Below are 26,973 nucleotides of genomic sequence, written 5' to 3' on the forward strand. Positions count from 1 at the left end.
CCTGCTCTGCCTCAGACCCCGAACTCTGGCGCGAAGGCCAAGGCACCCGCAGGCACCTCGCCGGCCAACGGCATCGCCATGAGCGCGTCGCCTGGAACGTCGACGTGCAGGGTGATGCCGAAGCCCGAGGCCGGGGTGAACCCGAAGCGCGGGTAGTACTCGGCATGGCCGAGGACAACGGCGAATGCCTCAGCGCTGCGGGCCGCCTCGGCCAGCAGCGCCTCGATGACGGCGGTGCCGACACCGGTACGCTGATGCTCGGGCCACACAGAACACGGCGCAAGGCAGACCCCGGGAACGTCGCCGACAAAACACCGGGAGAGCATGGCGTGGGCGATGACTTCCTCGTCGAGAACGCCGACGAACGACAGACCCTCGAGCCCATTGCCGGATGCGCGGAGGGCGTCGACGAGCTCTGCCTCATCGACCTGACTGAAAGCGACCGCGGTCAGTGCGTGGATCGCGTCGACATCACCGGACGTCTCGGCGCGGACCGTGAACTGAGGTGCGGGAGGATTCGTCACCCGCTCACGATAGCAATCGGCGGGGCCGCCTCACCCGCCCTGAGCACATAAAAATACATTCCATTGCATAACAATTCGACATTCGGCGGGGAATGCCGTTACGCTGGTGCCATGTCGAAAGTACTGTCTTCGCTCCCGGTCGGTGAGCACGTTGGAATCGCCTTCTCCGGCGGACTGGACACCTCCTGCGCGGTCGCGTGGATGCGCCACAAGGGTGCCATCCCGTGCACGTACACGGCCGATATCGGCCAGTACGATGAGCCCGACCTGGAGTCGGTGACCGAGCGTGCCAAGGAATACGGTGCCGAAATCGCCCGCTTCGTCGACGCCAAGCGCCTGCTCGTCGAAGAGGGCTTCGTCGCCCTCCAGTGCGGTGCGTTCAACGTCCGCTCCGGCGGCAAGACCTATTTCAACACCACCCCGCTGGGCCGCGCCGTCACCGGAACCATGCTGGTCCGCGCCATGAAGGAAGACGGCGTCGACATCTGGGGCGACGGCTCGACCTACAAGGGCAACGACATCGAGCGGTTCTACCGGTACGGCCTCATGGCCAACCCGAAGCTGCGCATCTACAAGCCCTGGCTCGACTCGGAGTTCGTCGACGAGCTCGGCGGCCGACAGGAGATGAGCGAATGGCTCGTCGAACACGGCTACCCCTACCGGGACTCGGCCGAGAAGGCCTACTCGACGGATGCGAACATCTGGGGCGCCACACACGAGGCGAAGACCCTCGAGTTCCTCGACGCCGGACTCGACATCGTCGAGCCGATCATGGGCGTCGCCGCCTGGCGCGATGACGTCGAGGTCAAATCGGAAGAGGTCTCCGTCCGCTTCGAGGCCGGCCGCCCCGTCGCCATCAACGGCGAAGAATTCGTCGACCCCGTTGCCCTGGTCTTCAAGGCCAACGAGATCGGCGGCCGCCACGGACTCGGCGTGTCCGACCAGATCGAGAACCGCATCATCGAGGCGAAGTCCCGCGGCATCTACGAGGCTCCCGGCATGGCCCTGCTGCACGTGACGTACGAGCGTCTGCTCAACGCCATCCACAACGAGGACACCATCGCCCTCTACCACGAAGAGGGCCGCCGCCTCGGTCGCCGGATGTATGAGGGACGCTGGCTCGACCCGCAGTCGCTCATGCTGCGTGAGTCCATGCAGCGGTGGGTCGCCTCGGCGATCACCGGCGAGGTCACCCTGCGCCTGCGCCGCGGCGACGACTACACGATCGTCAACACCGAGGGCCCGAACCTGTCCTACCACCCGGAGAAGCTGTCGATGGAGCGCGTGGGCGATGCCGCCTTCGGCCCCGAGGACCGCATCGGCCAGATGACCATGCGCAACCTCGACATCGCCGACTCGCGCGCGCGTCTCGAGCAGTACGCGGCCATGGGCATCGTGTCCGGGCCGACCTCGGAGCTCGTGGGCTCACTGGAGGCCGGCGGCGCCGAGGAGATCGCGAACTCCACCGTCGACGTCGACGAGGCCAGCGACCGCGCAGGCCTTTCCGCCGCCTTCGACGCGGGAACGGACTGAGGTCACGCGCCCGACGCCGGCTTCGGTCGGGCTGAACCCCGTCCGTGCCGGATAGCGAAAGACTTCCGGAGACACTGCGCAGCATGAGACTCGCGGCCTCCGGTTGAGAACAGAGAACGGCCGGCAGGCGCACTCCCCGATCAATGCGATCGACGGAGTCCGCCTGCCGGCCGTTTCGCATTCACCGCGAGCTGCAGCGCCCGCGTCCGCACGATGCGGTGCGGTGCGACCGTGGAATGATTCGTTCCATGACCTCCGATTCCCGGTACAACGTCCAGGCCCTCGCCGAGGCGGTCGACCGAGATCTGCGCGCCCGTGGCGGCAGCGAACGCGCCCAGAAGGAAAAGGCCTACCTCAAGAGCGAACTCCTCCATTACGGGGTGAGCGTCCCGGACACCCGAGCCATCGTTCGGGCAGCACTGCGAGGGACGGGGCTCGAACACGATGAGGTCATCGAGCTTGCCCGGCTTCTCTGGGCCGCGCCGACGTCGTCAGATGACTCGGCCGACAGCACCGAACTGACTGACGGCGGGTCAACCGGGAACCACACACCCGTCCACGAACGTCGCGCTGCAGCCACGATGGTGCTCATCCAGTCGCAGGACCGCCTCGGCGCCGGGGATGCGGATTTCATTGAAGACCTGCTGCGCGAAGCGAAGACCTGAGCCCTTGTCGACCCCCTGGCCGGGGATCTCATCGGGCCGTTGAGCGAACGGGATGCTGCTTTCGATCCCATTCTCGAGCGCTGGGCGAGCGAGGAGGACTTCTGGATCCGCCGTTCGGCCCTGCTGGCGCACCTGGTTCCGCTGCGACAGGGCCGCGGCGACTTCGACCGGTTCTCCCGTTTCGCCGAGGCGATGCTCGAGGAGAAGGAATTCTTCATCCGCAAGGCCATCGGCTGGATTCTGCGCGACACCGCACGCACACGCCCCGACCTCGTCTTCGACTGGATCCTCCCGCCTGCTCACCGTGCCTCCGGGGTGACACTTCGCGAGGCCGTCAAGCGCCTCTCGATCGAACAGCGTGAGGCCGTTCTCGCCGCCAGATGCCCCGAGTCTCTGTTACCTGACCCCGCCTCGGCGGACCGGCGGGTGGCCGGGCATCTGGCGGTGCTCGTCCTCGGGGTTGCCCGTCAGCTCGACGACTCCGCGGTCGAGCGCAGCCTGAGCCAGTTGCGGATACCCCGCCGCCGAGGCGGCCCGTGCGATAACCTCGATCGCCGAGTTCGCGGACTGTCGGCCTGTTCCGGCGAACCAGATCCAGCGGCCGTCGATCGACCGTGGAATCGGGTCGAGCGCCAGCGTGAAACGCCTGGGCCCGCGCCTGGCACCATCAGCCGAACAGGCGACGAAGTGGAGACCGTTCTTCGTCCACCAGGACGCTCGCAGAGTCGACTGCGCGATCTGTCCTTGCAGTCCGGCCTCTTTGAGATATCTGTTCGCGCCGGCGACCCCGGCAATGCTGCCGGGCGTGACCTGCCGATAGGGAATGGCGTAGGGACGAATTCCCGGGGCAATGGAGCCGACAAGGATCCCTCGTTCGCAGACGATGAGCCGCTCACCCGAGAGATAGAGAAGGATCAAACCGAACATCACCGCGAAGATGACGCCTGGAGCAATCGCCAGCAGCGGCGTCTCCCCGGGGTTGATGAATGTCAGAGCTGTGAAGAGCACCCACCCGACGACGACCCCCGTCACCGTCTTCGGTCCTGGGCGGTCGGCGAACACCTCGATGACCTCACCGAACTCGTCCCGGTGACGACGGGCTTTCCTCATCTCAACACCCAACAGAAGCCCAACCTTCGGATCAGTAGTCATGTTCAACCCGGTCCTGCCCTACTGCCTACTGGGCAAGCGGGCCATCCTGTACACACATTCTGATCATCAGCCCATCAGATCGGCCGACTCCAGGCATACGAAAAAGTCCCTCACCAGCTATCCTGCCTGGTGAGGGACTTTCCTTCGGTGCGCCACGAGGGATTCGAACCCCCAACCTTCTGATCCGTAGTCAGATGCTCTATCCGTTGAGCTAGTGGCGCATGTCGCCCGGACTCTCTCCCTGCAACTCGAACAACTATACACACCCGCCTCACCGAAGCTCAAATCGTCTCCACGTGCGCTTCGCCACATTCGCACTCAAGGCCAGAGCCGCCTCGGCGAGAGGGGATGAAATCGCAGATTTCAGCGGTCGATCACGATTGAAACGATACGTCAATCGAATGAAATAACACGTCAGTGAATTGCGTCTTTCGCGTCATTCGGCCCCTGACTGTGATCCAATGCACATCTTCGAGTGACCGAAACGCCCGTTTTTCGCTTCTGCTCCCATCCTACGGTGGAGATGTACCAACCGCTCGACGGACGCCAGCCGCCGCAGACGAAACCCCACACACGACCCACCAGGAGACCACTCATGACTGTCCTCGACCATGATGTCGTCGCTGACCAGCTGAAGAACGCACCGACCGAGAACAAGTCGGTGCTCTCGTTCGTCAGCCGGATCGCCGCCCTGACCACCCCGGACGACATCGTCTGGATCGATGGTTCCGAAGCACAGAAGAACGAGATCGCCGAGAAGCTCGTCGAGGCCGGCACCATCCAGCGTGTCAACGGCACCAAGGACTCCTACTACGCGGCCTCCGACCCCGAGGACGTCGCCCGCGTCGAGGGCCGGACCTACATCTGCTCCGAAGACGAGAAGGACGCCGGTCCACTCAACAACTGGGTCGCTCCCGCGGAGATGAAGGAGACGCTCAACCCGCTGTTCGAGGGCGCGATGCGCGGACGCACCATGTACGTCATCCCCTTCGTCATGGGCCACGCCGAAGCGGACCAGCCGATGTTCGGCATCGAGGTCACCGATTCGGCGTACGTTGTCCTCTCCATGCTCGTCATGGCTCGCTCGGGCAAGTACGCCCTCGATGCGATCGACGCCCAGGACGCGAAGTTCGTCGAGTGCGTCCACTCCGTCGGCGCTCCGCTGGAAGAGGGACAGGACGATGTCGCCTGGCCCTGCAACACCACCAAGTACATCACCCACTTCCCCGAGGATCGCGCCATCTGGTCCTTCGGCTCCGGCTACGGCGGCAACGCGCTGCTGGGCAAGAAGTGCTACGCGCTGCGCATCGCCTCCGCAATCGCCCGGGACGAAGGCTGGCTGGCCGAGCACATGCTCATCCTCAAGCTGACGAACCCCGAAGGCGTCGTCAAGTACGTCGCCGCCGCATTCCCCTCGGCCTGCGGCAAGACCAACCTCGCCATGATCGAACCGACCATCCCCGGCTGGAAGGCCGAGACCCTCGGTGACGACATCGCATGGATGCGCTTCGGCGAAGACGGCCAGCTCTACGCCGTCAACCCCGAATTCGGACTCTTCGGAGTCGCCCCGGGCACCGGTTACACCACGAACCCGACCGCGATGCGCGCCATCGAGGAAGGCGGCAACATCTTCACCAACGTCGCTCTGACCGACGACGGTGACGTGTGGTGGGAAGGCAAGACCGATGAGGCGCCTGCTCACCTCACCGACTGGCGGGGCAACGATTGGACGCCTGAGTCCGACACCCCGGCTGCTCACCCGAACTCGCGTTTCTGCACCCCGATCGCGAACGTGCCGACCTTGGCTCCCGAGTGGACCAACCCGAACGGTGTGCCGATCTCGGCCATCCTCTTCGGCGGTCGCCGCAAGACCACGATGCCGCTCGTGACCGAGACCAAGGACTGGACGCACGGCGTGTTCATGGGTTCGGTGCTCTCCTCGGAGACCACCGCAGCTGCCACCGGTGCCGTCGGCGTCGTCCGCCGCGACCCGATGGCGATGCGCCCGTTCATCGGCTACAACGTCGGTGACTACCTGCAGCACTGGATCAACATCGGCAATACCGAGGGTGCCCAGCTGCCGAAGATCTTCTACGTCAACTGGTTCCGCCGCGACGACGACAACTCGTTCCTGTGGCCCGGATTCTCCGAGAACTCACGCGTCCTCAAGTGGGTCTTCGAACGCGTCACCGGCACCGCCGATGCTCAGGAATCCCCGCTCGGCCTCACCCCGGTCGAAGGCGGCCTGGACACCGAAGGCCTCGACTTCACCGACGAGCAGCTGCGCAAGGCTCTCGCCATCAAGCCCGAGGAGTGGGAGACCGAACTCGGCCTCATCGAAGAGTGGTACGCCGAGCTCGGCGATTCGGTTCCGGCCGAGCTCCGCGCCGAGGTCGACAACCTCCGCGAGCGCCTCGGCCTCGCCTGAGTCGTTCGGCTGAGTTGCTTGACTGTGTGGCTAGTCTGAGCCGTCTGGCTGATGCGCTGGGCTGACTAGTTTGGCTGAGTCGCTTGGCTGATCTGCCGACGGACTGATCCGCTCGTTCACCGACGATCCCCCAACCGCCGCCGAGGTGGTTGGGGGATCGTCGTATTCCGTGACAGTTGGGAGGCCTGCACCCCTCACCGTTGGTGCCGACTGTCGCCGTTGCTCCCAACGCACGAAGATAGGCACCTGTTCACCACGGGGCATCTCTCACCGTTGCTGTCGCTGAGCACCGGCGGGAGCAGAACGTCGTCGCAGCGTCACGTCGCACCGTTGCAGGTGTAGGCACGGCAGCTAAGGGTGGGTGATGGCGCACTGAAGGGTGGACGTGACGCTGCCGGTGGGTGATGGTCACCCAGAGCGGGTGCCGACGGCAGGCAGCGGTCGACGGCAGGTGCTGGCCGACGGCAAGCGACCGCCGTCCGAGTCGTCAGGCGCCGTGGAGAGCCGGGACGATGAGATAGACGCCGAGCAGCACGACTGCTCCGCAGACTCCGAAGACCGTCCAGTAGGCGACCTGCAGCCCTGAGCTGCTGCGGCCCTCGTCGACCCGGTCGAGATGTGTCGCGCGCATGCGCACGGCAACGGAGAACAGCGTGATGACGATGATGGCCGAGACCCATGTCGCGGCAGCCACGATGGCGAAGGAACTCCATTCGATCATTTCGCGTCTCCCTGATCGCTCGCATCGGCCCGACTCGAATCGGCTCCGGTGTTCGATGCACGCCCCGAATCGGCTCCGGACCTCGATCCGGACGCCGAACCGGTCGACGATCCTGTCGTCGCCTCGACGGGAACCGCCCCGTTCTTCTTGGCGTGACGGTGTGCCCGGCGCTTCTCTTTGGCCGCCTGCTTCTCTGCCCAGGCTTCGTAGCGGGCCTCCCGCTTCTCCTGAGCGCGTTTGCGGTTGCGGTCCTTGCGCAGCTTCCGCTTGCGACCGCGAATGTTGACGGCTTCACCCACGGTGTCGAAGTTCGAGATGTCCGTCTCCTCGACCTGACGGGAGCTGAGATAGATCCACAGCACCACGACGACGGCGATGGCCGTGTCGATGACGACGCCGATCGTGCCCAGATGAGCGATGCCGGCGGCCAGTCCGCCGACGATCGCGGCGGCCGGGATCGTCAGCAGCCAACCGGAGGCGATCCGTCCGGCCGTCGACCACTGGACATCGGCGCCCTTACGTCCCAATCCCGAACCGAGCACCGAGCCGGAGGCAACCTGCGTCGTCGACAGTGCGAAGCCGAGGTGAGAGGAGGCGAGGATGGCCGCGGCCGTCGACGTCTCGGCCGACAGGCCCTGCGCGGCCTTGACCGTCGTCAGCTTCGTGCCGAGAGTGTCGATGATGCGCCAACCGCCGACGTAGGTGCCCAACGCGATCGCCAGCGCACACGCCGTGATCACCCAGATGTGCGGACCGGTGCCGTGCTCCTGAAGGTTCGCAGAGACGAGGACGAGGGTGATGACGCCCATCGTCTTCTGCGCATCGTTCGTTCCGTGGGCGAGCGCCACCAGCGAGGACGAGAAGATCTGTCCGTATTTGAACGGTGCACGGCGAGCGGTCTTGCCCTCCTCGTTGCGACGAGTGATCGCATAGGCGATCTTCGTGCACAGGTAGGCGCTGAAGCCGGCGATGAGCGGAGCCGCCAGAGCCGGGATGACGACCTTCGACAGGAACACTCCGTAGTCGACGGAGTTGAGTCCGGCACCGACGATGGCCGCACCGATGAGGCCGCCGAAGAGTGCATGGGACGAGGAGGACGGAAGGCCGAAGCGCCACGTCGCCATGTTCCAGATGATGGCGCCGATGAGACCGGCGAGGATGAAGTCGGGAGTGATCTGGACTCCCCCGCCGCCTTCTTTGATGATGCCGCCGGAGATGGTCTTGGCCACCTCGGTGGAGAGGAAGGCGCCGACGAGATTGAGGATCGCAGCGAGCGTGACCGCGGTCTTGGGTTTGATGGCCCCGGTCGCGATCGGGGTGGCCATGGCATTGGCCGTATCGTGAAAGCCATTGGTGAAGTCGAAGAACAGCGCCAGTGCGATGACGAGCACGACGACGAAGATGATTTCCACTAATCGACCTTGGGTGTAGACACTATTCGGACCGTGGATGATGCAGCTGACGGCCAGCAATCACTATCCCGCAGAAGTCTACCCACAGATTCAACTGTTCTTCACCCGCAATTCGACCCGACTCCACCTCATTCACCTTTTGTTCACTTCTGACGTGCGCAAACGGGCCCCGCCCGGCTGAGAGTGCAATAGCACTCACATTGCGAACGGGGCCCGAACACAGCCATTCTCTCGCCGAGGCGGCTCCCCGCTTCCCGCTGTCATCCGCAGAGAGCGTGGCCGACCCACCCGCGGAAACCGTGGCCGACACTTCTGCGGAAACCGCGGCAGGACACCGCCGAGGCGACGCTTCGGTCACGCGTGGCGAATCTGCTCCGTGACGTACCGATCCGCGACGTCGAGTGCCCGATCCAGGGCGGCGAGGCCGAACCTGACATCCTCATCCGGGGTGTTGAGCGGCGGCACGACATGGATCCGGTTGAAGTTCGCGAACGGCAGCACGCCTTCGGCCTTGAGCGCTGCGATGACCTCGTTCATCTCCGGCGAGCTGCCGCCGTAGGCTGCCAGCGGCTCCTTCGTCGTCCGGTCCTTCACGAGCTCGACCGCCCAGAAGCAGCCCATCCCCCGCACATCCCCGACCGCAGGGTGGCGCTGCGCCATCTCCCGCAGACTTGGGCCGATGATGTCCTCGCCGAGGCGGTCCGCGTTGGCGATCATGCCTTCGTCCTCCATGGCGGTGATCGTCGCAACAGCAGCCGCACAGGCGAGCGGATGTCCCGAATAGGTCAGTCCGCCCGGGTAGGCACGGTCGCGGAAGGTCTCGAAGATCGCGTCCGAGATGGCGACCCCGCCGAGCGGAACGTACCCGGAGTTCACACCTTTGGCGAAGGTGATGAGGTCTGGGGTGACGTCCCAGTGGTCGAGGGCGAACCAGCGACCGGTGCGGCCGAAGCCGGCCATCACTTCATCGGCGATGAAGACGATCCCGTACTTCGCCGTCAGCTCGCGCACCCCGGCGAGGTAGCCGGCCGGCGGGGCGTAGATCCCTGCGGTGCCCGGCACGGTCTCGAGGATGAGTGCGGCGATGTTGCCGGGCCCTTCGAGGGTGATCATGTCTTCGAGGTGGGCCAGCGCCCGCTGCGTTTCCTCGGCCTCGGACGTCGAGTTGAAGTACGACCGATACGGGTAGGCGGGCATGAAGTGAACGATGCCCTCAGCGGAGTAGTCGTTGGCGAACCGGCGCGGGTCACCGGTGACGTTGACGGCCAGCTGCGTGCCGCCGTGGTAGCTGCGGTAGGCCGAAAGCACCTTCGACCGCCCCGTGTGCAGCCGGGCCATCCGGATCGCGTGCTCGTTGGCGTCGGCTCCCCCGTTCGTGAAGAACACGTGGTCGAGGTCGCCCGGGGTGCGTTCGGCGATGAGTCGGGCCGCCTCGGAGCGGGCATCGTTGACGTGCTGCGGCGCGATCGTGCACAGCCAGCCCGCCTGTTCCTGGATGGCGGCGACGACGGCCGGGTGCTGGTGGCCGATATTGGTGTTGACCAGCTGCGATGACATGTCGAGGAGCTTTCGGCCCTCACCGTCCCAGACATAGGAGCCTGCAGCGTCGATGACCGTCATCGGGTCGAACGGTCCCTGTGCCTGCCAGGAGTGGAAGACGTGCGCCCGGTCGAGTCCATGGGCACGTCGCCCGGTCTCGATACGGTCAGGGCCGATCCTGTCGGCGCCGGTGCGATCAGCGTCGCGGTGCGATTCGGTGAGCGGGGAATCCGCGGTAGTGGTCATGGCTGCTCCTTCGCCGAGACGGTGCATCGTTGCGTGAACGCCCGCCCCGTGATCGGGGCGGACGTCCATGGTGGTCTGTTCAGTCGTTGGTCGGGAACCCGAGGTTGAGTCCGCCGTGGCTGGGGTCGAGCCAGCGTGAGGTCACGACTTTTCCGCGGGTGAAGAAGTGGACGCCTTCGTCGCCGTAGGCGTGGGTGTCGCCGAACAGCGAGTTCTTCCACCCGCCGAAGGAGTAGTAGCCCACGGGCACGGGGATCGGGACGTTGATGCCGACCATGCCGACCTCGACTTCGTTCTCGTATCGGCGGGCCGCTCCCCCGTCGTTGGTGAAGATCGCGGTGCCGTTGCCGTACGGGTTGGCGTTGATGAGGTCGAGGCCCTCGTCGTAGCCGGGGACGCGGACGACGCAGAGTACGGGGCCGAAGATCTCATCGCGATAGATCGACATGTCCGGGGTGACGTCGTCGAACAGAGTCGGGTTGAGGAAGAACCCCTCGGCCGGGGCGTTCTCCCGACCGTCGAGGACGACCGTTGCCCCCGCCTCCGCGCCGGCATCGATGTAGCCGGCGACCTTATCGCGGTGGGCCGCGGTGACGAGCGGTCCCATGTCCGGCTCGGTCGCCCCGTCGCCCACGCGCAGGGTCGTGGTGCGCTCGGCGATCTTCGCCACGAGCTCATCGGCGATGGAGTCGACGGCGACGACCACGGAGATCGCCATGCAGCGCTCACCGGCTGCCCCGTAGCCGGCGTTGACGGCGGCGTCGGCGGCGAGGTCGAGGTCTGCATCGGGCAGGACGAGCATGTGGTTCTTCGCTCCGCCGAGCGCCTGGACGCGTTTGCCGGCGGCCGTGCCGTTCTCGTAGACGTATTTTGCGATCGGGGTCGACCCGACGAAGGACACCGAGGCGACGTCGGGGCTGCCCAGGATCGTGTCGACGGCTTCCTTGTCGCCGTGGACGACGTTGAACACGCCGTCGGGCAGGCCCGCTTCCTTCCACAGCTCGGCGAGCCAGTTCGCGGCCGTCGGGTCCTTCTCGGAGGGCTTGAGCACGACGGTGTTGCCGGTCGCGATCGCGACGGGGAAGAACCACATCGGGACCATGGCCGGGAAGTTGAAGGGCGAGATGATCGCGGAGACGCCGATCGGCTGGCGCAGGGAGTGGACGTCGATGTTCGTCGAAGCGTTCTCCGTGTGACCGCCGCGCAGGTGGCCGGCGATGCCGCAGGCGAATTCGACGACCTCCTGACCGCGGGCGACCTCGCCGAGGGCGTCGGAGACGACCTTGCCGTGTTCGGCGGTGATGATCTCGGCCAGCTCCTGCTTGCGCGCATTGAGCAGCTCGCGGAAGTTGAAGAGGACAGCGGTCCGCTTGGCCAGGGATGTGTCGCGCCAGGCGGGGAAGGCGGCCGAGGCCGCGGCGATCGCCGATTCCACGGTCGCCTTCGAGCCCAGTGCCACCTGGCCACTGACGACTCCGGTGGCAGGGTTCGTGATGTCGCCGAGGCGGGTGTCCGTGTCCGCGGTGACGGTCTGTCCGTTGATCCAATGGGTCAGCGTTGCCATGTGGTGTCCTTCTGCGTCGTCGGTACGTCGGTTGAGTCCATCCTCGGTCGGCACCGCCGATCCCAACAGCGTCAGAGTGTCAGAATATTCTGCTCAGGCTTTACACTGTGTCAGTGGATATTGCGAAGGATTCGGGTGGGCCGTCTCTGAGCATCGCCGGTCTGCTCGAATTCGAGGAGATCAGGGCTGCGGAGCCTGCGGTGATCGCCGGCGACGCACGTCTCGATCGGGCGATCCGCTGGGTCCACATCGCCGATTCCGAATATGTCGAACGGTTCCTCGAAGGTGGGGAGCTCGTGCTCACCACGGCCACGGCCTTTCGCCACCGCCCCGAGGCGGTGACCGAGTTCCTCGACCAGCTCGAGCGGGCGGCAGCGGCGGGCACGATCATCGAACTCGTCGACGAGGGCTCGGCCTTCGACGAGGCGGCGGGCATGATCGTGCGGGAGGCCGCCTCGGCGAGGGATCTGCCCGTCGTGGTGCTCCCGCACCGGGTCAAGTTCGTGAAGATCACGGAGTTTGCCCATCGACGTCTCCTCGCACAGCAGATCTCCCAGCTCGAACATGCCCGCGAGATCCACGAGACGTACACCCAGCTGAGCCTGTATCGGGCCGGGGCGCAGACGATCGTCGACCGCACGGCCGAGCTGCTGGGGACTCCGGTGATCCTCGAGGACGTCGCGCACCGGGTGCTCGCCCATGCGGGGCGAGGGTCGGCGACACTGGCACAGAAGTGGGCGGGCCTCGTCACCGGGGCGAGCACCGAGCCCGGGGTGGAGGCCGCGGCGGATTGGCGGCAGACGCCGGTCGGGATGCGGGCACGCCGGTGGGGGCGGCTCGTCGTGCCCCGCCCGGCCGAGTCGAGAGCAGCCCTCGAGCAGGTCATCGAACGGGCCGGAGAGGCGCTGACGCTGACCCGCATGGCCGATCGGGACGAACAGGATCTGCTGCTGCAGGCGCAGAGCGGTCTGATCAGGGAGATCTCGGATTCCGACGGTCTCGACGACCGTGCGGCCCTCGAGCGCGCTCGGTCACTGGGGTTCTCTCCGGCGCCCGGGACGCAGTTCCTTCCCGTCGTCGTCCGCCTCGACCGGGATACCGACACCGATCCGACGCGCGTTCAGCTGCAGGAGCGCGGGCTGACCCAGGAGGTCGTCGCCGCCGCGGCGCGTGTGGGCTCGGCCTGTCTGGTGACGAGCCTGCAGTCGGGAGTCTTCGGGTTCGTCCTCGCTGCGGCCGGCAGCAGAACCGGATCGGGCGGACGTCGTTCGCGCCGGTCGGGCGGAACAGAGATGTCGGGTCGACAGGGGACGTCTGGCGGCTCGGATGCCGAGCAGCTCCTCGCCGGTCTTCTGAACGAGGTTGAGGAGTATGCGGCCAGCTGGGTGGTCGGCGTCGGGCGCGGCAGCGCATCACTGTGCGGTGCGGTCGCCGGGCTCGACTCCGCATCGCAGGTCGCCGAGGTGGCAGCGACGCTCGACGTGCGCGAGCGCTCGTTCTACCGCTCCTCCGACGTCCGGCTCCGCGGCTTGCTCTCCCTCTTCGCCGATGACTCTCGAATGCGGGCCTTCGCCGAGGGCGAGCTCGGCCCCCTGCTCGGCGATGGCGCCGGCCGCTCCCCGAGCGCAGCAGAAAGCAGCAGTGATGCGAACCGTCGCTCCCCTGCCGATGAGAGTCTGCTCGACTTCCTCGAGCTCCACCTCGCCCACGGCGGGAACATCTCGGCGATGGCGCGGGCCGGGTATCTGTCCCGACCCGCGCTCTACGCACGAATGACGAAGCTGCAGAACCGCCTCGGCGTCTCGCTCGATGATGCGGAGTCGCGCACGGCACTGCATGTGGCGCTGCTGTGGTGGCGGATGCACGGCTGAGGGGCGGTGCCGGTGAGCCCGCGGTGGCCGGGTCGGTGAGCCCGCGGTGGCCCGGTCGGTGAGCCAGCGGTGGCTCCGGTGGCCCGGCCGGTGAGTCATTCGAACAGGGAGCGGATCGTGTCCGTGACGGGGATTCCTCGGTCGGCCGCCTCGGCGCGGTTGGCATAGCGACGATCGCCGGGCTGACGGTCCATGCCCGCGTCGCGGAGCATTTCGACGAATTCGCGGACTCGGCCCAGGTAGGCGTCGTTGCCGCCGCGCTCGGGGTCGATGACGATGAAGAGCTGACCGGTGCGGAAGGTGTGGGCGCCTTCGGGGGCTTCGGCGTCGATCTCGTAGGTGAAGGCACCGCCGGTCAGCCCGGCCGCCAGCGTCTCGATCATGAACGACAGCAGCGCGCCCTTATGCCCGCCGATGGGCCGGATTCCGCCGCCGTCGAGGATGGCGTTGGGATCCGTGGCGTCCGCGCCGGTCGAGTCGACCCCGGTCCCGACCGGAACGTCTCGGCCCTCGGCCCGCAGCAGCTGCAGGTCCCCGTGGGACATCGACGACGTGGAGAAGTCGAATACGATCGGGTCCGCACCAGCCACGGGAGTGGCGAAGCCGAACGGGTTGGTGCTGAAGACCGGGCGCGTGGCCCCTTCGGGAACGACGGCGAGCTTGCCGCTGGCGATCATGCCCATCGCCACCCGACCCTCGCGGGCAAAGGACTCGAGGTCGGGCCACAGAGCACTGAAGTGGTGAGTGCTGCGCAGGGCGATGACGGCGACGCCGGACTCGGCAAGCGCCTCGTCGATCGTCGGGCGCGCCTCGGCGAGTGCGGGTTGGGCGAAGCCGTTGCGTCCGTCGATGCGGATATAGGAGGGACCGACGACGTCGATGTTCGGCTCCGCGGCCCCGTCCGCCCAGCCGCGGGTCAGCGAATCGAGGTAGCCGGCAACCCGGAAGACTCCGTGGCTGAGAGTGCCGTCGCGTTCGCAGGTGGCGCAGTTGGTCGCGAGCACTTCGGCCACCGAAGGCGAAGCGCCGGCGGCCACGAGCTTCGCTTGGATGGCAGACACAAGGTCATCGAAAGAGATTCGGTCGGGTTCGTTCGTCATTGTGCGCTCCTCCTCTGCGGCCGATCGTGTCGGCGTCGACCACGGCCCTTACCCAGCAGACTACCGTTCGATCAGTCATCGGCCCTGCAGTTCCTTGACCGTTCCTCCGTTCTCGTCTGCGGGTTCTCAGTTCTCATCTGCGGGTACAGCAGCGCTCGTGCCGCCGCTCCCGGGTGTCACCGACGGTGGAGCCAGCAGGGAACGGATCGTCGGGCTGGGGACGGGCTCAGTCTTCGTAGCGGATTTCGACGCGGCGGTTCTTCGCCCGACCTTCGGGGTCGTCCTTGCCGCCCTTCTCATTCGACGCAACGGGGTCGGACTCGCCGAATCCCTTCGCAGTCACGTCGAGGTCCGAGTTCTCGGAGGTGAGCACCTCGGCGACGGCCTTCGCGCGGTCTTCGGAGAGCTTCTTGTTGTAGTCGTCGTCGCCATTGGAGTCCGTATGCCCGCCGACAGTGATCTCGGAGTCGGTCGGCAGGTCCGTGACGAGGTCTTTGATCTTCTTCATCGCGGCGTCGCTCAGTTCGGACGAGTCGAAGTCGAAGAGGATGTCTGTGTCGAGCGTGACCACGGTGTCGCCGCCGCTGGCCTTCGTCGTTTCGACGTCTTCGATTCCCTTCTCCAGGTCATGGATCCCCGGTTCGAGTTCGACGATGCTCTCGTCGATCTGCGACTGGTCGGGATCGGTGAAGTCATCCGGCGTCGGGGCATCTCGGTCGGCGATGTCCTGCGGAGTCACGGAGTCTGCGAACGCGAATGCGGGTGGGCCGGCGATGACAATGCCGGCAGCAAGGATCACCGCTGCAGGACCGGAGACTGCGGACCTCACGAGATCGTCACTCCGGTGACGAGGTTCATTCCGTCGACGACGGAGACCTCGACCTCGTTCACATCCGGCGGCGGGGCCGCGAAGACAGCGAATGCGTAGTGGGTCTGGCCGGGTTTGAACGTCGTACTCTGATACCCGGTCTGCGCTCGATCGACGGTGTACTTGAGCACATGGTGCTTGCGCAGATTCTGCGAGTCGACGAGGAACGGAGTCCAACTTGCATCGCCGAGGTAGCCATAGAGATCGTCGCCGTCATCATCCTCGTCTGCCTTGTCCGAGTTCACGGTGAACGCGAACTGCGCCACGACAGTTTCGCCCTGACGCTTCAGCGGGAACAGCGCGACAGTCATCGTGGCCGTGTCATCGCCCTCGACAGTCGCGGGGATCTCCTGGGAGGCGACGGGATCGGGAAGATCATTCGGATCGAGGCCGGCCGCCTCGGCGGATCCGGTGTCTTCGGTCGATCCTGCGGCCTCGCCGGACTCCTGGCCGGCTCCTTGGGTCTCAGTGCCCTCGGGGTTCGGGTCCTCTGCATCGTCTCCGGATGTGCAGGCGGTCAGGGTCAGCGCCAGAGCGGCGGCGGCAGCGGACAGAGCTGCCCTGCGGATCAGGGGCATAGCGATGGGAGTTCTCCTCAGTAGTCGCCGGAGCAGCATCTCTGCTGGTGAGCTCCGGTGGCGCGGGGCGGACGCCGATCACCGTACCCCGAACAGGTGAACTTTCACTACATCGAACATAAGTCGAGACGAACACAGTTCTCGGCACTCGCGGCTTCAAAATTTATGCGCCCTGATCCAGATCACCACACATGCATTTTGAAGCCGCTCATGAGTGGAAATGGCGGGATCAGAAAACCCCCGCGATCCGCTTGTTCCAGCGGTACGCGGAGGTTTCCCGTTCTGCGGAGCCGGTGGGATTTGAACCCACGGTCCCCCTATTGGAGGACTTCACCTTAGCAGGGTGACGCTTTCGGCCGCTCAGCCACGACTCCATCTGCAATGCGGCGATCCGCTCCGGCGAAATGCCCGGCGACAGACCCTCCAGCACTACGGGATACAGCCTAAGGGAAAGGAGCCATCCAGGGCAAAGCGCGGCTTCCGAGAGTGGGCTTCGTCATAGTCGTGTCCAGCCGTGACGGGCACGAATCCGGGCCGAACGCCCCCTCTGCACCGCTCCCCCACACCGGAATTCCAGCATTCATCAATGTCCAGGCGTAAAATCGGCGTGATGTGCTTTGCGGTCTGGTCTCGGATCCTCGCAGCGACACCGGTCGGAATACCGATGGCCGCGGTGTGCCCTGCGCCGGAAACGAGAACGGCGAGCGGGCCGTACTGCACGAGAAAACAGTTTTTGAGGAGTAGACAACTTGCCAGAGTTTCCCCCTGACAAGCGCGGACCGCAGGGGAACGACCCCGATTCCCAGACAACAGGTCGTCGGCTCCGCGCCTCCTCTCGCCCCAGGTTCCGCGGCGACACCGCCGCCAGTGAGAGCGACTCGACGCCGCAGTCGAATTCGCCGCAGCAGAATTCTCGGCCGTCGCAGCCTCGGCCCGCGGACCAGAACTCCGATCGGTCAACCGATCCACGATCCGACTATTCGTTCCGCACAAGCTCCCGCTCATCCGGCGATCCGTCGGACAACCGGCTCGGCGACAGCAACCGTGACGCAGGATCATCGTCCCGCTCCCCGCATGCTCCGCCTCCGCGCCCGGTCGCTCCGCGCACGCGGCGCGAAGCCCGCATGCTGCGCGCAGCCGCCGCCAGCGGAGCGTCAGCGGCCGGGGTGGCCGCAGCAGCAAGCTCGAACACCCAGGACGATCCGACCACCGGCTCACCGCATGGTTCGGTCCACGATGCCCCACGCACATTCGCACAGGACGAATCGGCCGCCTCGGCGGGGGATCCCCGGGAATTCGACCGCACGGACACCGACACTGACTCCGCTCCGACGACGCGCCGCGATGCCCGTGAACGACACGCAGCCGAATCCCGCGACGAGAAACCGACCGGCCACGGACCGGGACGGGTCCGCCGCCATTCCTCCCGCCTCGGCGAGACGTTTCCCAGCCTCGTCGGCTGGACGTCGCTGAGCACCCTCCTGCCCGGAGTCGGACTGCTGCGCACCCGCTTCCGGCCCGCCGGACTCATCGTGTTCGGACTCTTCGTCCTCACTCTGCTCGTCGGGGTGGTCTACCTGCTGGTCAAGGGCCCCGTCCGCGCGATCGCCACGATCATCGCCAGCCCCTCGCTGCTGAACTTCCTCGCCATCGCCGCAGTGCTCGTGGCCGTGATCTGGATCCTCGTGATGGTCGTGTCCCACCTCGGGCTGCGCCGCGGACACCGATACCGGCCCTGGCAGAACAAGCTGGCCGGCGTCCTCGTCGTCTCCCTGGCGCTCATCATCGGCATCCCGCTGGGCGTCGGCTCCGTCTTCGCCCGCGTCCAGTCCGACACGGTGGCCAGCCTCTTCGGCGACAGCACCGGTAAGGCCCACAGCGCCGAAGACCTCTGGGCGGACAAGCCCTACATCAACGTCTTCCTCATGGGCCGTGACAACGGCGAGGACCGCGAGGGCACACGTCCCGATACGATGCTCGTGGCCTCCATCGACACGAAGACCGGCCATGCCGCGCTCATCTCCGTGCCCCGCAATCTCGCGTTCCCGATCTTCCCCGAAGGCAGCGAACTCGAAAAGGCCTGGCCGGATGGATTCCGACCCTCCGGCGACTCGTCCGAGGACCTCATCAACGCCGTGTGGCAGTGGGGTGAGCAGAATCCCGACCAGATCGGCAATGCGCACGGGCTCGAACCGGGCATGTGGACGACGATGCAGGCCGTCGAAGGCTCCTTGGGCCTCAACCTCGACTATTGGGCATCGGTCGACATGGCCGGATTCGAAGACGTCGTCGACGCCATCGGCGGAGTGCAGATCGACGTCGAACGTCCCATTCCGATGGGCGGCGGAAAGTCACTGTCCGGGGTGAAGAACGAGGTCTACGGGTGGGTCGATCCGGGCCCGCAGACACTCAAGGGCAAGGACGCGCTCTGGTACGTCCGCTCCCGCGAAGGCAGCGACAACTACGACCGCATGTGCCGTCAGCAGCGGATGCTCAAGACCACGCTCGAGCAGGTCGACCCGCAGGAGATCGCCGCGGCCTATCCGAAGCTCGCGAACTCGGCGACGCGGAACATCGCCACGTCGATCCCGCAGAACGAGATTCCTGCCTTCATCGAACTCGCCCTCATGATGCAGAAGGGCGATGTCACCTCGGTGCAGATCAACAACGACGTCACCCCCACTTACAACCCCGACTTCGACGTCCTCCACAAGTGGATCCTCGGCGAGGTCAAGGGTGCATCCGACGGCGAGGAGACCCCGCAGCCGACGAACGACGGCAGCACGTCCCAGGAGTCGGGAGACAGTGCGGACTCGACCGAGAACGGTTCGGAAGACACCGCCACCGAGGAACCGGCCGATTCCGCGGATGGATCCACGGATGAGGCCGGCGCCGAGGCGGACGCCACCGAAACGACGACACCGGGTGAGCCCAACGCCGAAGGCAAGTGCTACCCGAAGGGCTACGAGCCCGGTGACGACTTCCCCGGCTACCCCGGACCCAACGGCGGAACCGGCGAGCAGGGGTGAGTCAGGACCGACAGTCTCCCGTCCCCGCGGTCGCGATCATCGGTGTCGGACCGCGGGGTCTCACGGTTCTCGAGAGGCTCGTGGCGCTGGCGGCGAAGCGCTTCGCCGGCACCACCGGGACCGCGCTGAGCATCCACCTCATCGACCCTTATCCGCCCGGAGCGGGAATCGTGTGGCGCACCGACCAGCCCGAGTCTCTGCTGATGAATACCACCATCGCCGAGCAGACCGTCTTCCCCGACTCCAGCTGCAGCTTCGTCGGCCCGGACGACGCACCGGCCGGGCCGTCCATGGCCGAGTGGTACCTGGACAACGGCGGCACCGAACCGCTGCACTCGACCTTCCCCAGCCGCAGCCTCTACGGCCGCTACCTCCGCGATGCGTATAAGCGCATCCGCGCGAGCGCACCGGCCTTCGTCGAGATCGTCGAGCACCCGACGAAGGCCGAATCCGTCATCGACCTGCCCACCATGGATCTCCCCGATCCGGCTTCGCAAGGGTCACGGGCCACCGTCCCCGAGCAGCTCGTGCGCTGCCAGAACGGCACGACGATCGTCGCCGGCGCCGTCGTGCTCGCCGTCGGTCACATTCCCAGCGCCCAGCCGGAGGAGCGCGCCCGGCTCGCCGCGTTCGCCGAGATGGGCGGCGGGCTCTACCTGCCGCAGGGCCTGCCCGCGGAAACCCCCGTCACCGAGGTGGCCCCCGGTGAGCGGGTCATCGTCCGCGGCATGGGGCTCAACTACTTCGACTTGCAGACCCTGTTCACTCATGAACGCGGAGGCCGTTTCGAACCCGAATCCGGCGGTCGGCTGCGCTATGTGCCCAGCGGCGACGAACCGCGCCTGGCGCTGGGATCACGACGCGGAATCCCGTATCGCAGCAAACCGATCTGCCGCGAACATCCGCGGCGGGATTGGCCGCTGCGGTACTTCACGAAGGACAACATCGCACTGCTGGCCGGCCTCGAGAACCTCGACGGGGAGCGCAAGGCCGGCGCCCGGTTCAATGATCAGCTGTGGCCGCTCATCCTCGCCGACCTGCGCCTGGCCTACTATCACACGCTCTCCCAGGTCCGCCCCGAAGCGTTCACCGATGATCCCGGCCAGCTGCGCGAGGCCATCGGCGAGGCGGTCTCGCGCCACCTGACCCGCCGCACCTGGCAGGAGACCCACCCGCAGCAGGCGGGCGATGCCGGTGTTGCCGAGGCCGGGGCTGCCGCGACCGCTCGTGCCGGGGACGGAGCCGGCGCGACAGGGACAGTCGACGCGACAGGCACTTCGACCAGCGTTTCACGATCGGCCAGTGCCACGACCACCGAGGAGGCCTCCCGCCACGGCCGCGTCACCCGCGAGGCCTTCGCCTGGTCGGAGATCGAAGAGGTGCTCGTGCCCGATCCCGCCGACCGCATGTCCCTGCACACCCTGCTCAACCCGCTCGAAGGTGAGCTCTTCACCAGCCGTGAACCCGGTGAGCCCGGGTCCCTGCACGAGTGGATGCTCGACTTCCTGCGCACCGACCTACGCAGCTCCCTGGCCGGTCCCACCGGCAGCCCGGAGAAGGCGCTGTTCACCGTGCTGTGGCAGTCCCGACTGCTGCTCAAGGACCTCATCGTCGCCGGTCACATCGACCGCGTGAGCATCGACATGGAGATCCTCGGCTGGTTCGAGGGCTTCGTCTCCGGCATCTGCGATGGTCCTCCCCCGCAGCGGATCGCCGAACTCATCGCCCTCGCCGAGGCGGGGATCGTGTCCTTCATCGGCCCCGATATGCGCATCGAAGAAAACCGGGATGCGCTCGGGTCCCCAGCTGAGGCGCAGCGACCGCGGCCGGAGATCTTCACGGTCACCTCGGCGCAGGCCGCCGGAGCGATCACGGGCAGCGTCGTCATCGATGCCGCCTCACCGACGAACTCCGTCTCGCGTGCCGCCGATGTCCTGCTGTACGGAATGCTTGAGCGCGGCCAGCTCACCCCGGCCCGCCTGACCTTGGACGACGGTCGGGAGAAGTTCCTCAACGGGCTCGCCCTCACTCCTCGGCCCTATCGCACGATCGACGTCGAAGGCAACGTCCACCCGCGCCGATTCGCGCTGTCGATCCAGCTGTCGTCGAAGCAGTGGGGGCTGGCGATCGCCGCGAATCCGGGCACGAACGCGGCCACGCTCAACGACTCGCACGCCGCCGCCGAGGCGATCCTCGACCTCCTCTGAAGCCCGGCACGTCTTCGCCGCGCTCCAGACACCGACCACCGAACGCGAACAGCCCAGTCTGAGTTGAATAGCCCTGTTTCAAACATGGGCTATTCAACTCAGACTGGGCTATTCGCAGAGGCGCCGTGATGCGTGGCGCCGGGTCGGACACGTGGCGCCGCGGCCACGAAGCGCGGCTACGCCATTTCGAGGGCGGCTTCGGGCTTCGTGGTCCGTGCGCGGACGATGGCCAGCAGCGACATCACGATGCCGATGACCGCCCAGGCCAGCAGTCCGCCGTATGCGGCAGCCTGCCCGCTGGTGCCCGCGGCGATCGCAGCGAAGCCGTTCATCGACGGGGTCAGCGGCAGGATCGGCGCCACGAAGTCGAAGAACTGCGGCACCGCCCCGATCGTCCGCCCGGCCACGGCCAGCACCACGGCGATGACCGAGAGGAACCTGCCCACTCCTCCGAACCACGCCACAAGAGCGAAGTTCAGGATCATGAACACGATCGCCGAGACGAACGTGAGCACTGCGATGTCGAAGCCTTGGATCGCGTCGATGTCCATCACGGTGACCGCGAGGAACGAGAGCACGAGCGCCTGCAGCACGCCGACGACGAGGCCGGGCAGCAGTCCGCGCGCCCACACGGCCAGCGAAGACTTCGTCGACAGCAGTGCCCACGCCGGGATCGGTTTGAGCACCGTGTAGGTGACGAGTCCGCCGATCCACAGGGCAAGCATGATGAGCAGGGCGATCGTCGATCCCGCCAGCACATTCGTCACACTGTCCGTGTCGGGGGATTCGATATTCGCCGAGGCGACCTTGGCCAAGCGGTCACGCTCCGGAGCCGTGTAGGACGGCACTTCGTCGGCACCGTCCTTGACGCCGTCGGCGAACTTGCTCACGCCCTTCGCGTACTTGCCCGTGCCCTCATCGAGTTCGTCGAGGCCGGCGGCCAGCTCTGAGGTGCCGGTCGCGGCTTCGGAGACGCCGTCGGTGTATTTGCCGACGCCGGTGCTGTATTCGCTCAGCCCATCGCTGAGCTGACCGGCACCGTCGGAGAGCTCCGAGGAACCGTCGGCGACCTTGCCGATGCCCTTGGACAGGGCCGGCATTCCGTCGGCGAGCTGCTGGTTTCCGTCGGCGACCCCGGCGGCTCCGTCGCGCAGACCCTGCGAGGCCTCGAGCAGCTTCGGAGCGTTCTTCGAGATGTCCTCCATGCCCTTCGTCAGGTCACCGAGGCCGTCCTCGAGTCCCTTGACGAACTTGGTCACCCCGTCGGAGAGTTCCGATGCGCCGTCGGCCAGCTCATCGGACCCGCCGAGGAGGGATGACCCGTCCTGCTCCTGTTCGAGCCCGTCGACGGCCTTGTTCAGCCCACCCGACGTGCCGTTCAGCAGCCCCTGCGCATAGGCCTGTTCGATGCCCTGGCAGACCTGGTCGGGAGTGCCGGTCGGGCACATCTGAGCCCGTGCCTGCTCGGCCTCGCCTTCGGTCATGATGCCGGCGGCCACGAGCCCGTCGAGGTCCGGCTTCGTCCCGGCCAGCTGATCGGCCTTGTCGGCACCGTCTTTCAGTCCGTCACGGTACTGGTGCAGTCCGTCGGAGAGACCGGAGGCACCCTTCGACACACCCTCGGCGCCCTTTTCGAGCTCCTTGCCGCCCTTGGTGATGTCACCGAGGTCGCCCTCACCGGAGTCACCGGATCCGGCGAAGCCCTTGATGATCTCGTCGATGGACTTCGTGTACTCGTCGACACCGTCGGAGAGCTCACCGGAACCGTCGGCCAGCTTCTGCGTGCTCTCGGGCAGCTTCGAGGTCTTCTTGTCGAGCTCGTTCAAGCCCCCGGACATCTCAGAGGCGCCCTTGGACAGGTCGCCGGCGCCCTTCGACAGCTCCGTGGCTCCGGACTTGAGCTCGCCGCCGTTGTCACTGAGCTGCTGCATGCCCTCAGACAGCTCACCGGCACCCTCGGCGGATTGTCCGGTGCCTTCCTTGAGCCCTTCGGCACCCTTGTCGAGTTCCCCGGCGGCGTCGCCGAGGTCCTTCATCTGCTCGCCCATCTTGTTGAAGCCGAGGTAGATGTTGTCGAGGTAAGTTTCGGTCATCTGCGTGTTGAACGTCGTCCGGGCCACCTCGGCGATGGATCGGGAGATCTGCGTGTCCAGCGCGGGAGCGGTCCCGGACACGTCGACGTCGAGCTGCGTCTGCGTCGCCGACTTCGCATCGTCGACCGAGGTCACAGCGCGGGAGAAGCCTTCGGGGATCGTCAGCTTCGCGGCGTACCTGCCGTCGGACAGCCCGTTCTGCGCATCCTCCTCGTCGGTGATGACCCAGTGGATGTTGTTCTCCTCCTCACCGACCAGACCGCTGGTCAGCTGCCGCCCGATCGGCACGGTCTTGCCGTCGACCTTCGCTCCGTCGTCGTTGTTGACGATGGCGGCTTCGATGGTCTCGAGACGATCGCCGCTCTTCCACGTGGCGAGGATGAATCCGGCCGCCACGATGATCGGGATGAGGACCAGGCCGAGGAGGGAGAGCCAGTTCACCGGCTTCTTCGAGTTCGCACGTTCGAGTCTCACGACTGCACACTTTCCATGTTGGTGCTGTCGACGGCGTGGGTGTGTTCGCCGTCTGATTCGCTGTCGGTTCCGCCTCGCTCATCGGGTCGAGCTTCGTCGAGGTCGAGGTGGAAGTAGTTCGTTTCGGGGCTGAAGATCCCGGTCACATCCGCGTCGGGCATGCCGAGGATGACCGTCGTGCCGTCGGCGGCGAGCTGCGGCAGGAGGTCGCGCAGGTCCCGAGCCGGTCCGGCCGAGTCCCGTGCTCCTGTCGCGAGCTTCTCCGCTCCGTCGATGACGAGCAGATCCGGCGCCGAGGCGGCCATCCGAGAGATGTCACGTGGACTGATCGCCTGGTCGGCTTCACTCCGACTGAGGTCGAGGTAGGGAACCTGGCGACGGACCCGTCCGGCGTGCTCGGGCAGGACCTGCTGGCCGATCTTCATCTCACCAGCCGTGAGTCCGACACGACCGGACACGGCCAGCAGGAGAGCCCGACGGGCGGCACCACTGGCGACGAGGATCTGGCCGGGCAGCAGGGAGATGTCGACGCGGGCGAAGCCGCGGTCGCCGGAGTACACGCCGATGCCGCGACCGTAGACGCGGTAGTCGGAGTTCGGTTCCGGCCAGTCGCGCAGGGCCACCTCGTGGGCAAGGCCTTCGCCTTCGACGTCGAGGCGCGGCAGGATCCGATCGAGCCACTTCGGCAGCCACCAGGCCCTGTCGCCGAGCAGCTGCATGATGGCCGGCACCAGCGACATGCGCACGAGGAAGGCGTCGACGAAGATGCCCGACGCCAGGGCGAGCGCGATCGATTTGATGATCGGTTCACCGGCGGGCACGAAGGCCGCGAAGACGGAGAACATGATGATCGCCGCGGCCGAGACGACTCGGGCGGAGGAGGCGAAGCCGGCTCTGATCGCGTCCTTGGCCGAGGCGCCGTGGACGTAGGCCTCCCGCATGCCGGAGACGAGGAACACCTCGTAGTCCATGGCCAGGCCGAAGAGGATGCCCATGACGATGATCGGCAGGAAGCTGATGACCGGTCCGGTCGAGTCGATGCCCAAGGGGGCGGCGAAGAGTCCGTCGTGGAAGACGAGGACGACCGTGCCGAAGGAGGCGAAGACGGACAGGAGGAACCCGCCGGTGGCCTTGATCGGCACCGCCACGGAGCGGAAGACCATCATGAGCAGGATGATGGACAGGCCGACGACGAAGATGCCGAACGGCACGAGAGCCTTGCCGAGCTGGTCGGAGACGTCGATCTGGATCGCGGTGGCACCGGTGACAGCGGTGTCGAAGCCGTAGTCGTCCTCGATCTCCGTGCTCAGGTCCCGCAGCCGATCGACCGTGTCCAGCGTCGCCGGGTCATCGGAGGCGGTGGTCGGAATGATCTGGAAGAGTCCGACGGTCGCGTCCCGGTTCGGGGTGGCCATGATGACCTGTTCGATGCCGTCGACCTTCTCGATGCGCTTCTCGATCTCCTCGACGTCTGCAAGCGGATCGTCGCTGGTCACGATCTGGCTGGTCATGACCAGCGGCCCGTTGTAGCCGGGGCCGAAGTGTTCGTCGATGAGGTCGTAGGTCGCCCGCGCCGGGGTGCCCTGCTCCTGGTCGCCCGCGGTGGGCAGGGACAGCTGGAGCTGAGTGGCGGGGATCGCGAAGAGCGCGAGCCCGCCGACGATGACGACGATCGTCAGCAGCGGGATCTTCGTGACGACCTTGAGCCATCCGGCGAAGAACTTGTTCATGATCGTCGGCGGGTACGGGTCGCCGCCCTCGGCGCGCGCCTCGTCGGCGATCCTCTCCCGCACTGCGGGGTCGGTCACGTGCGTGGAGGTGGATACGGAGCCGTCGCCCGCCTCGGTGACGGTCGATGATCCCTGCGCCGAGGCGGTCGTGCCCGTCGTCGCCCGCTCAGCGGCCGCGGCGTAGGCCTTCCGGTAGCGCTTCGTCGGCTTCGGAGTGATCTTGGATTTCACGAGTCCCAGCAGGGCGGGGACCATCGTCAGAGAGATCATCACGGCCACGGCGACGGAGCCGGAGGCCCCGATTCCCATGATCGTGAGGAACGGGATTCCGGCCAGGGACAGGCCGAGGAGCGCGATCATCACGGTCATGCCCGCGAAGACGACGGCGGACCCGGCCGTCGCGACGGCGCGCCCGGCCGCCTCGACGGGGTCGTGGCCTTCGGCGAGAAGGTCGCGGGCGCGGGAGACGATGAAGAGTGCGTAGTCGATGCCCACGGCCAGGCCGAGCATGAGCGCGAGCATGATCGACGAGGAGTTGATCGTCGCGAACGCGGTGGCCCCGACGATGAGGAGCACGGAGATGCCGACGCCGATGAGCGCGGTGATCAGCGGCATCCCCGCGGCGCGGAAGGAGCCGAGGGTGAGCAGGAGGACGATGAAGGCGATGACGACGCCGATGCCTTCGACCCAGGAGATCTCGACACCGGTGATCTGGAAGAGTTCGCCGCCGCCCTCGACCTGCGCCCCGGGCAGGGCGTCGCGCAGCGGATCGAGGGCGTCGATGAGGTTGTCGCCGGCGTCCTCGCCGACGTCCTGCTGGGTGCCGTCGTATTGGACGGAGATCATGGCCGCCGTCTCGTCCTTGCTGATGGCACCCTCGACGAGGTCGGAGTACGGGGAGGTCACCGTGTCGACGTGCGGGAGTTCCTCGATGCGGTCGATCTCGTCTTCGATCGCGTCCTTGTACTTCGCGTCCTCGACCGAATCGCCGTCATCGGCGACGACGATCACCGAGGCGGAGACACCGGCGGCTTCGGGGAACGTCGACTTCATCGAATCGAGAGCGGTCTGCGCCTCCGAGCCCGGGAGCGTGAAGTCGTTGTCGAAGTCCTTGGAGAAGGCGGCGACTCCGGCACCGACGAGGACGAAGATCAGCAGCCACGCAGCGATGAATCGCCACGGGGTCCGATACGCACGACGGCCCAGGGCGTAGAGGAAAGTTGACACGAAAACCTCGAT

At 66.4% G+C, this 26,973-nt stretch carries 17 protein-coding genes, 2 tRNA genes and 1 pseudogene; 7 read left to right on the forward strand and 13 right to left on the reverse strand.

Translation table 11 applies throughout. The annotated features are described in order from the left end of the window. Window positions 1-11: 11 nt before the first annotated feature. The gene (locus CXR29_RS15105) at window positions 12-524 is read right to left on the reverse strand and encodes a GNAT family N-acetyltransferase (protein WP_127364984.1); all 513 of its coding nucleotides are present in this window, start codon (window positions 522-524) and stop codon (window positions 12-14) included. 111 nt (window positions 525-635) lie between these two features. On the opposite strand from CXR29_RS15105, the gene argG reads away from it, so the two are divergent. The 3 genes and pseudogenes from argG to CXR29_RS17755 form a co-directional block, all read left to right on the forward strand. Further along, on the forward strand, window positions 636-2,057 hold the full coding sequence (argG, locus tag CXR29_RS15110) for an argininosuccinate synthase (RefSeq protein ID WP_101554538.1): 1,422 nt from the start codon (window positions 636-638) through the stop codon (window positions 2,055-2,057). A 248-nt stretch (window positions 2,058-2,305) separates the two neighbouring features. Continuing rightward, the gene (locus CXR29_RS17750) at window positions 2,306-2,722 is read left to right on the forward strand and encodes a DNA alkylation repair protein (RefSeq protein ID WP_240812124.1); all 417 of its coding nucleotides are present in this window, start codon (window positions 2,306-2,308) and stop codon (window positions 2,720-2,722) included. Window positions 2,723-2,734: 12 nt separating this feature from the next. Continuing rightward, a pseudogene (locus tag CXR29_RS17755) lies at window positions 2,735-3,055 on the forward strand (DNA alkylation repair protein); the annotation flags it as partial. A gap of 63 nt (window positions 3,056-3,118) precedes the next feature. Here CXR29_RS17755 and CXR29_RS17760 read toward each other — a convergent pair. Together CXR29_RS17760 and CXR29_RS15120 are read right to left on the reverse strand one after the other, a co-directional pair. After that, a complete protein-coding gene (locus tag CXR29_RS17760) occupies window positions 3,119-3,832 on the reverse strand; it encodes a hypothetical protein (protein WP_241241695.1) in 714 nt (237 codons plus the stop codon). A gap of 190 nt (window positions 3,833-4,022) precedes the next feature. Further along, a tRNA-Arg gene (locus CXR29_RS15120) sits at window positions 4,023-4,095 on the reverse strand. Between the two features lie 374 nt (window positions 4,096-4,469). Between CXR29_RS15120 and CXR29_RS15125 the strand changes: the two genes are divergently transcribed. Beyond that, the gene (locus CXR29_RS15125; protein ID WP_127364985.1) at window positions 4,470-6,302 is read left to right on the forward strand and encodes a phosphoenolpyruvate carboxykinase (GTP); all 1,833 of its coding nucleotides are present in this window, start codon (window positions 4,470-4,472) and stop codon (window positions 6,300-6,302) included. 487 nt (window positions 6,303-6,789) lie between these two features. On the opposite strand, the gene CXR29_RS15130 is transcribed toward CXR29_RS15125, so the two are convergent. The 4 genes from CXR29_RS15130 to CXR29_RS15145 all read right to left on the reverse strand — a co-directional run bounded on the left by CXR29_RS15130 (window position 6,790) and on the right by CXR29_RS15145 (window position 11,784). Further along, window positions 6,790-7,023: a hypothetical protein gene (locus tag CXR29_RS15130; protein ID WP_101554535.1), complete on the reverse strand. Its 234-nt coding sequence runs from the start codon at window positions 7,021-7,023 to the stop codon at window positions 6,790-6,792. Continuing rightward, the gene (locus CXR29_RS15135) at window positions 7,020-8,435 is read right to left on the reverse strand and encodes an inorganic phosphate transporter (protein WP_101554534.1); all 1,416 of its coding nucleotides are present in this window, start codon (window positions 8,433-8,435) and stop codon (window positions 7,020-7,022) included. The genes CXR29_RS15130 and CXR29_RS15135 overlap by 4 nt, the downstream gene beginning before the upstream one ends. Window positions 8,436-8,789: 354 nt before the next feature. After that, window positions 8,790-10,220 carry an aspartate aminotransferase family protein gene (locus tag CXR29_RS15140; protein ID WP_127364986.1) on the reverse strand — a complete coding sequence of 477 codons (1,431 nt, stop codon included), beginning with the start codon at window positions 10,218-10,220 and terminating at the stop codon, window positions 8,790-8,792. Between the two features lie 79 nt (window positions 10,221-10,299). After that, complete coding sequence (locus CXR29_RS15145) at window positions 10,300-11,784, reverse strand: CoA-acylating methylmalonate-semialdehyde dehydrogenase (protein ID WP_127364987.1); 1,485 nt, start codon at window positions 11,782-11,784, stop codon at window positions 10,300-10,302. Window positions 11,785-11,897: 113 nt separating this feature from the next. Between CXR29_RS15145 and CXR29_RS15150 the strand changes: the two genes are divergently transcribed. Continuing rightward, on the forward strand, window positions 11,898-13,655 hold the full coding sequence (locus CXR29_RS15150) for a PucR family transcriptional regulator (RefSeq protein WP_127364988.1): 1,758 nt from the start codon (window positions 11,898-11,900) through the stop codon (window positions 13,653-13,655). Between the two features lie 95 nt (window positions 13,656-13,750). Here the strand turns inward: CXR29_RS15150 and CXR29_RS15155 are convergent, their stop codons facing one another. The 4 genes from CXR29_RS15155 to CXR29_RS15170 form a co-directional block, all read right to left on the reverse strand. Continuing rightward, complete coding sequence (locus CXR29_RS15155; RefSeq protein ID WP_127364989.1) at window positions 13,751-14,755, reverse strand: Ldh family oxidoreductase; 1,005 nt, start codon at window positions 14,753-14,755, stop codon at window positions 13,751-13,753. A gap of 226 nt (window positions 14,756-14,981) precedes the next feature. Further along, window positions 14,982-15,584 (reverse strand): OmpA family protein, encoded by a 603-nt coding sequence (locus CXR29_RS15160; RefSeq protein WP_101554529.1) that lies wholly within the window; start codon window positions 15,582-15,584, stop codon window positions 14,982-14,984. Then, window positions 15,581-16,201, reverse strand: coding sequence for a hypothetical protein (locus tag CXR29_RS15165; RefSeq protein ID WP_101554528.1), 621 nt, complete (start codon window positions 16,199-16,201; stop codon window positions 15,581-15,583). The genes CXR29_RS15160 and CXR29_RS15165 overlap by 4 nt, the downstream gene beginning before the upstream one ends. Window positions 16,202-16,486: 285 nt before the next feature. After that, window positions 16,487-16,575, reverse strand: a tRNA-Ser gene (locus CXR29_RS15170). Window positions 16,576-17,325: 750 nt separating this feature from the next. Between CXR29_RS15170 and CXR29_RS15175 the strand changes: the two genes are divergently transcribed. Beyond that, window positions 17,326-19,230, forward strand: a complete 1,905-nt coding sequence (locus CXR29_RS15175) for an LCP family protein (protein ID WP_127364990.1) — start codon at window positions 17,326-17,328, stop codon at window positions 19,228-19,230. After that, window positions 19,227-21,437 carry an FAD/NAD(P)-binding protein gene (locus CXR29_RS15180; protein ID WP_127364991.1) on the forward strand — a complete coding sequence of 737 codons (2,211 nt, stop codon included), beginning with the start codon at window positions 19,227-19,229 and terminating at the stop codon, window positions 21,435-21,437. Before CXR29_RS15175 ends, CXR29_RS15180 begins: the two co-directional genes overlap by 4 nt. Before the next feature lie 176 nt (window positions 21,438-21,613). On the opposite strand, the gene CXR29_RS15185 is transcribed toward CXR29_RS15180, so the two are convergent. Both CXR29_RS15185 and CXR29_RS15190 read right to left on the reverse strand, forming a co-directional pair. Next, window positions 21,614-24,004 carry a YhgE/Pip domain-containing protein gene (locus tag CXR29_RS15185; protein ID WP_127364992.1) on the reverse strand — a complete coding sequence of 797 codons (2,391 nt, stop codon included), beginning with the start codon at window positions 24,002-24,004 and terminating at the stop codon, window positions 21,614-21,616. After that, on the reverse strand, window positions 24,001-26,961 hold the full coding sequence (locus CXR29_RS15190) for an MMPL family transporter (RefSeq protein WP_127364993.1): 2,961 nt from the start codon (window positions 26,959-26,961) through the stop codon (window positions 24,001-24,003). The genes CXR29_RS15185 and CXR29_RS15190 overlap by 4 nt, the downstream gene beginning before the upstream one ends. Window positions 26,962-26,973: the final 12 nt, after the last annotated feature.

Origin of the sequence: Brevibacterium linens, assembly GCF_003999335.1 — a bacterium.
GTDB classification, from domain to species: domain Bacteria; phylum Actinomycetota; class Actinomycetes; order Actinomycetales; family Brevibacteriaceae; genus Brevibacterium; species Brevibacterium linens.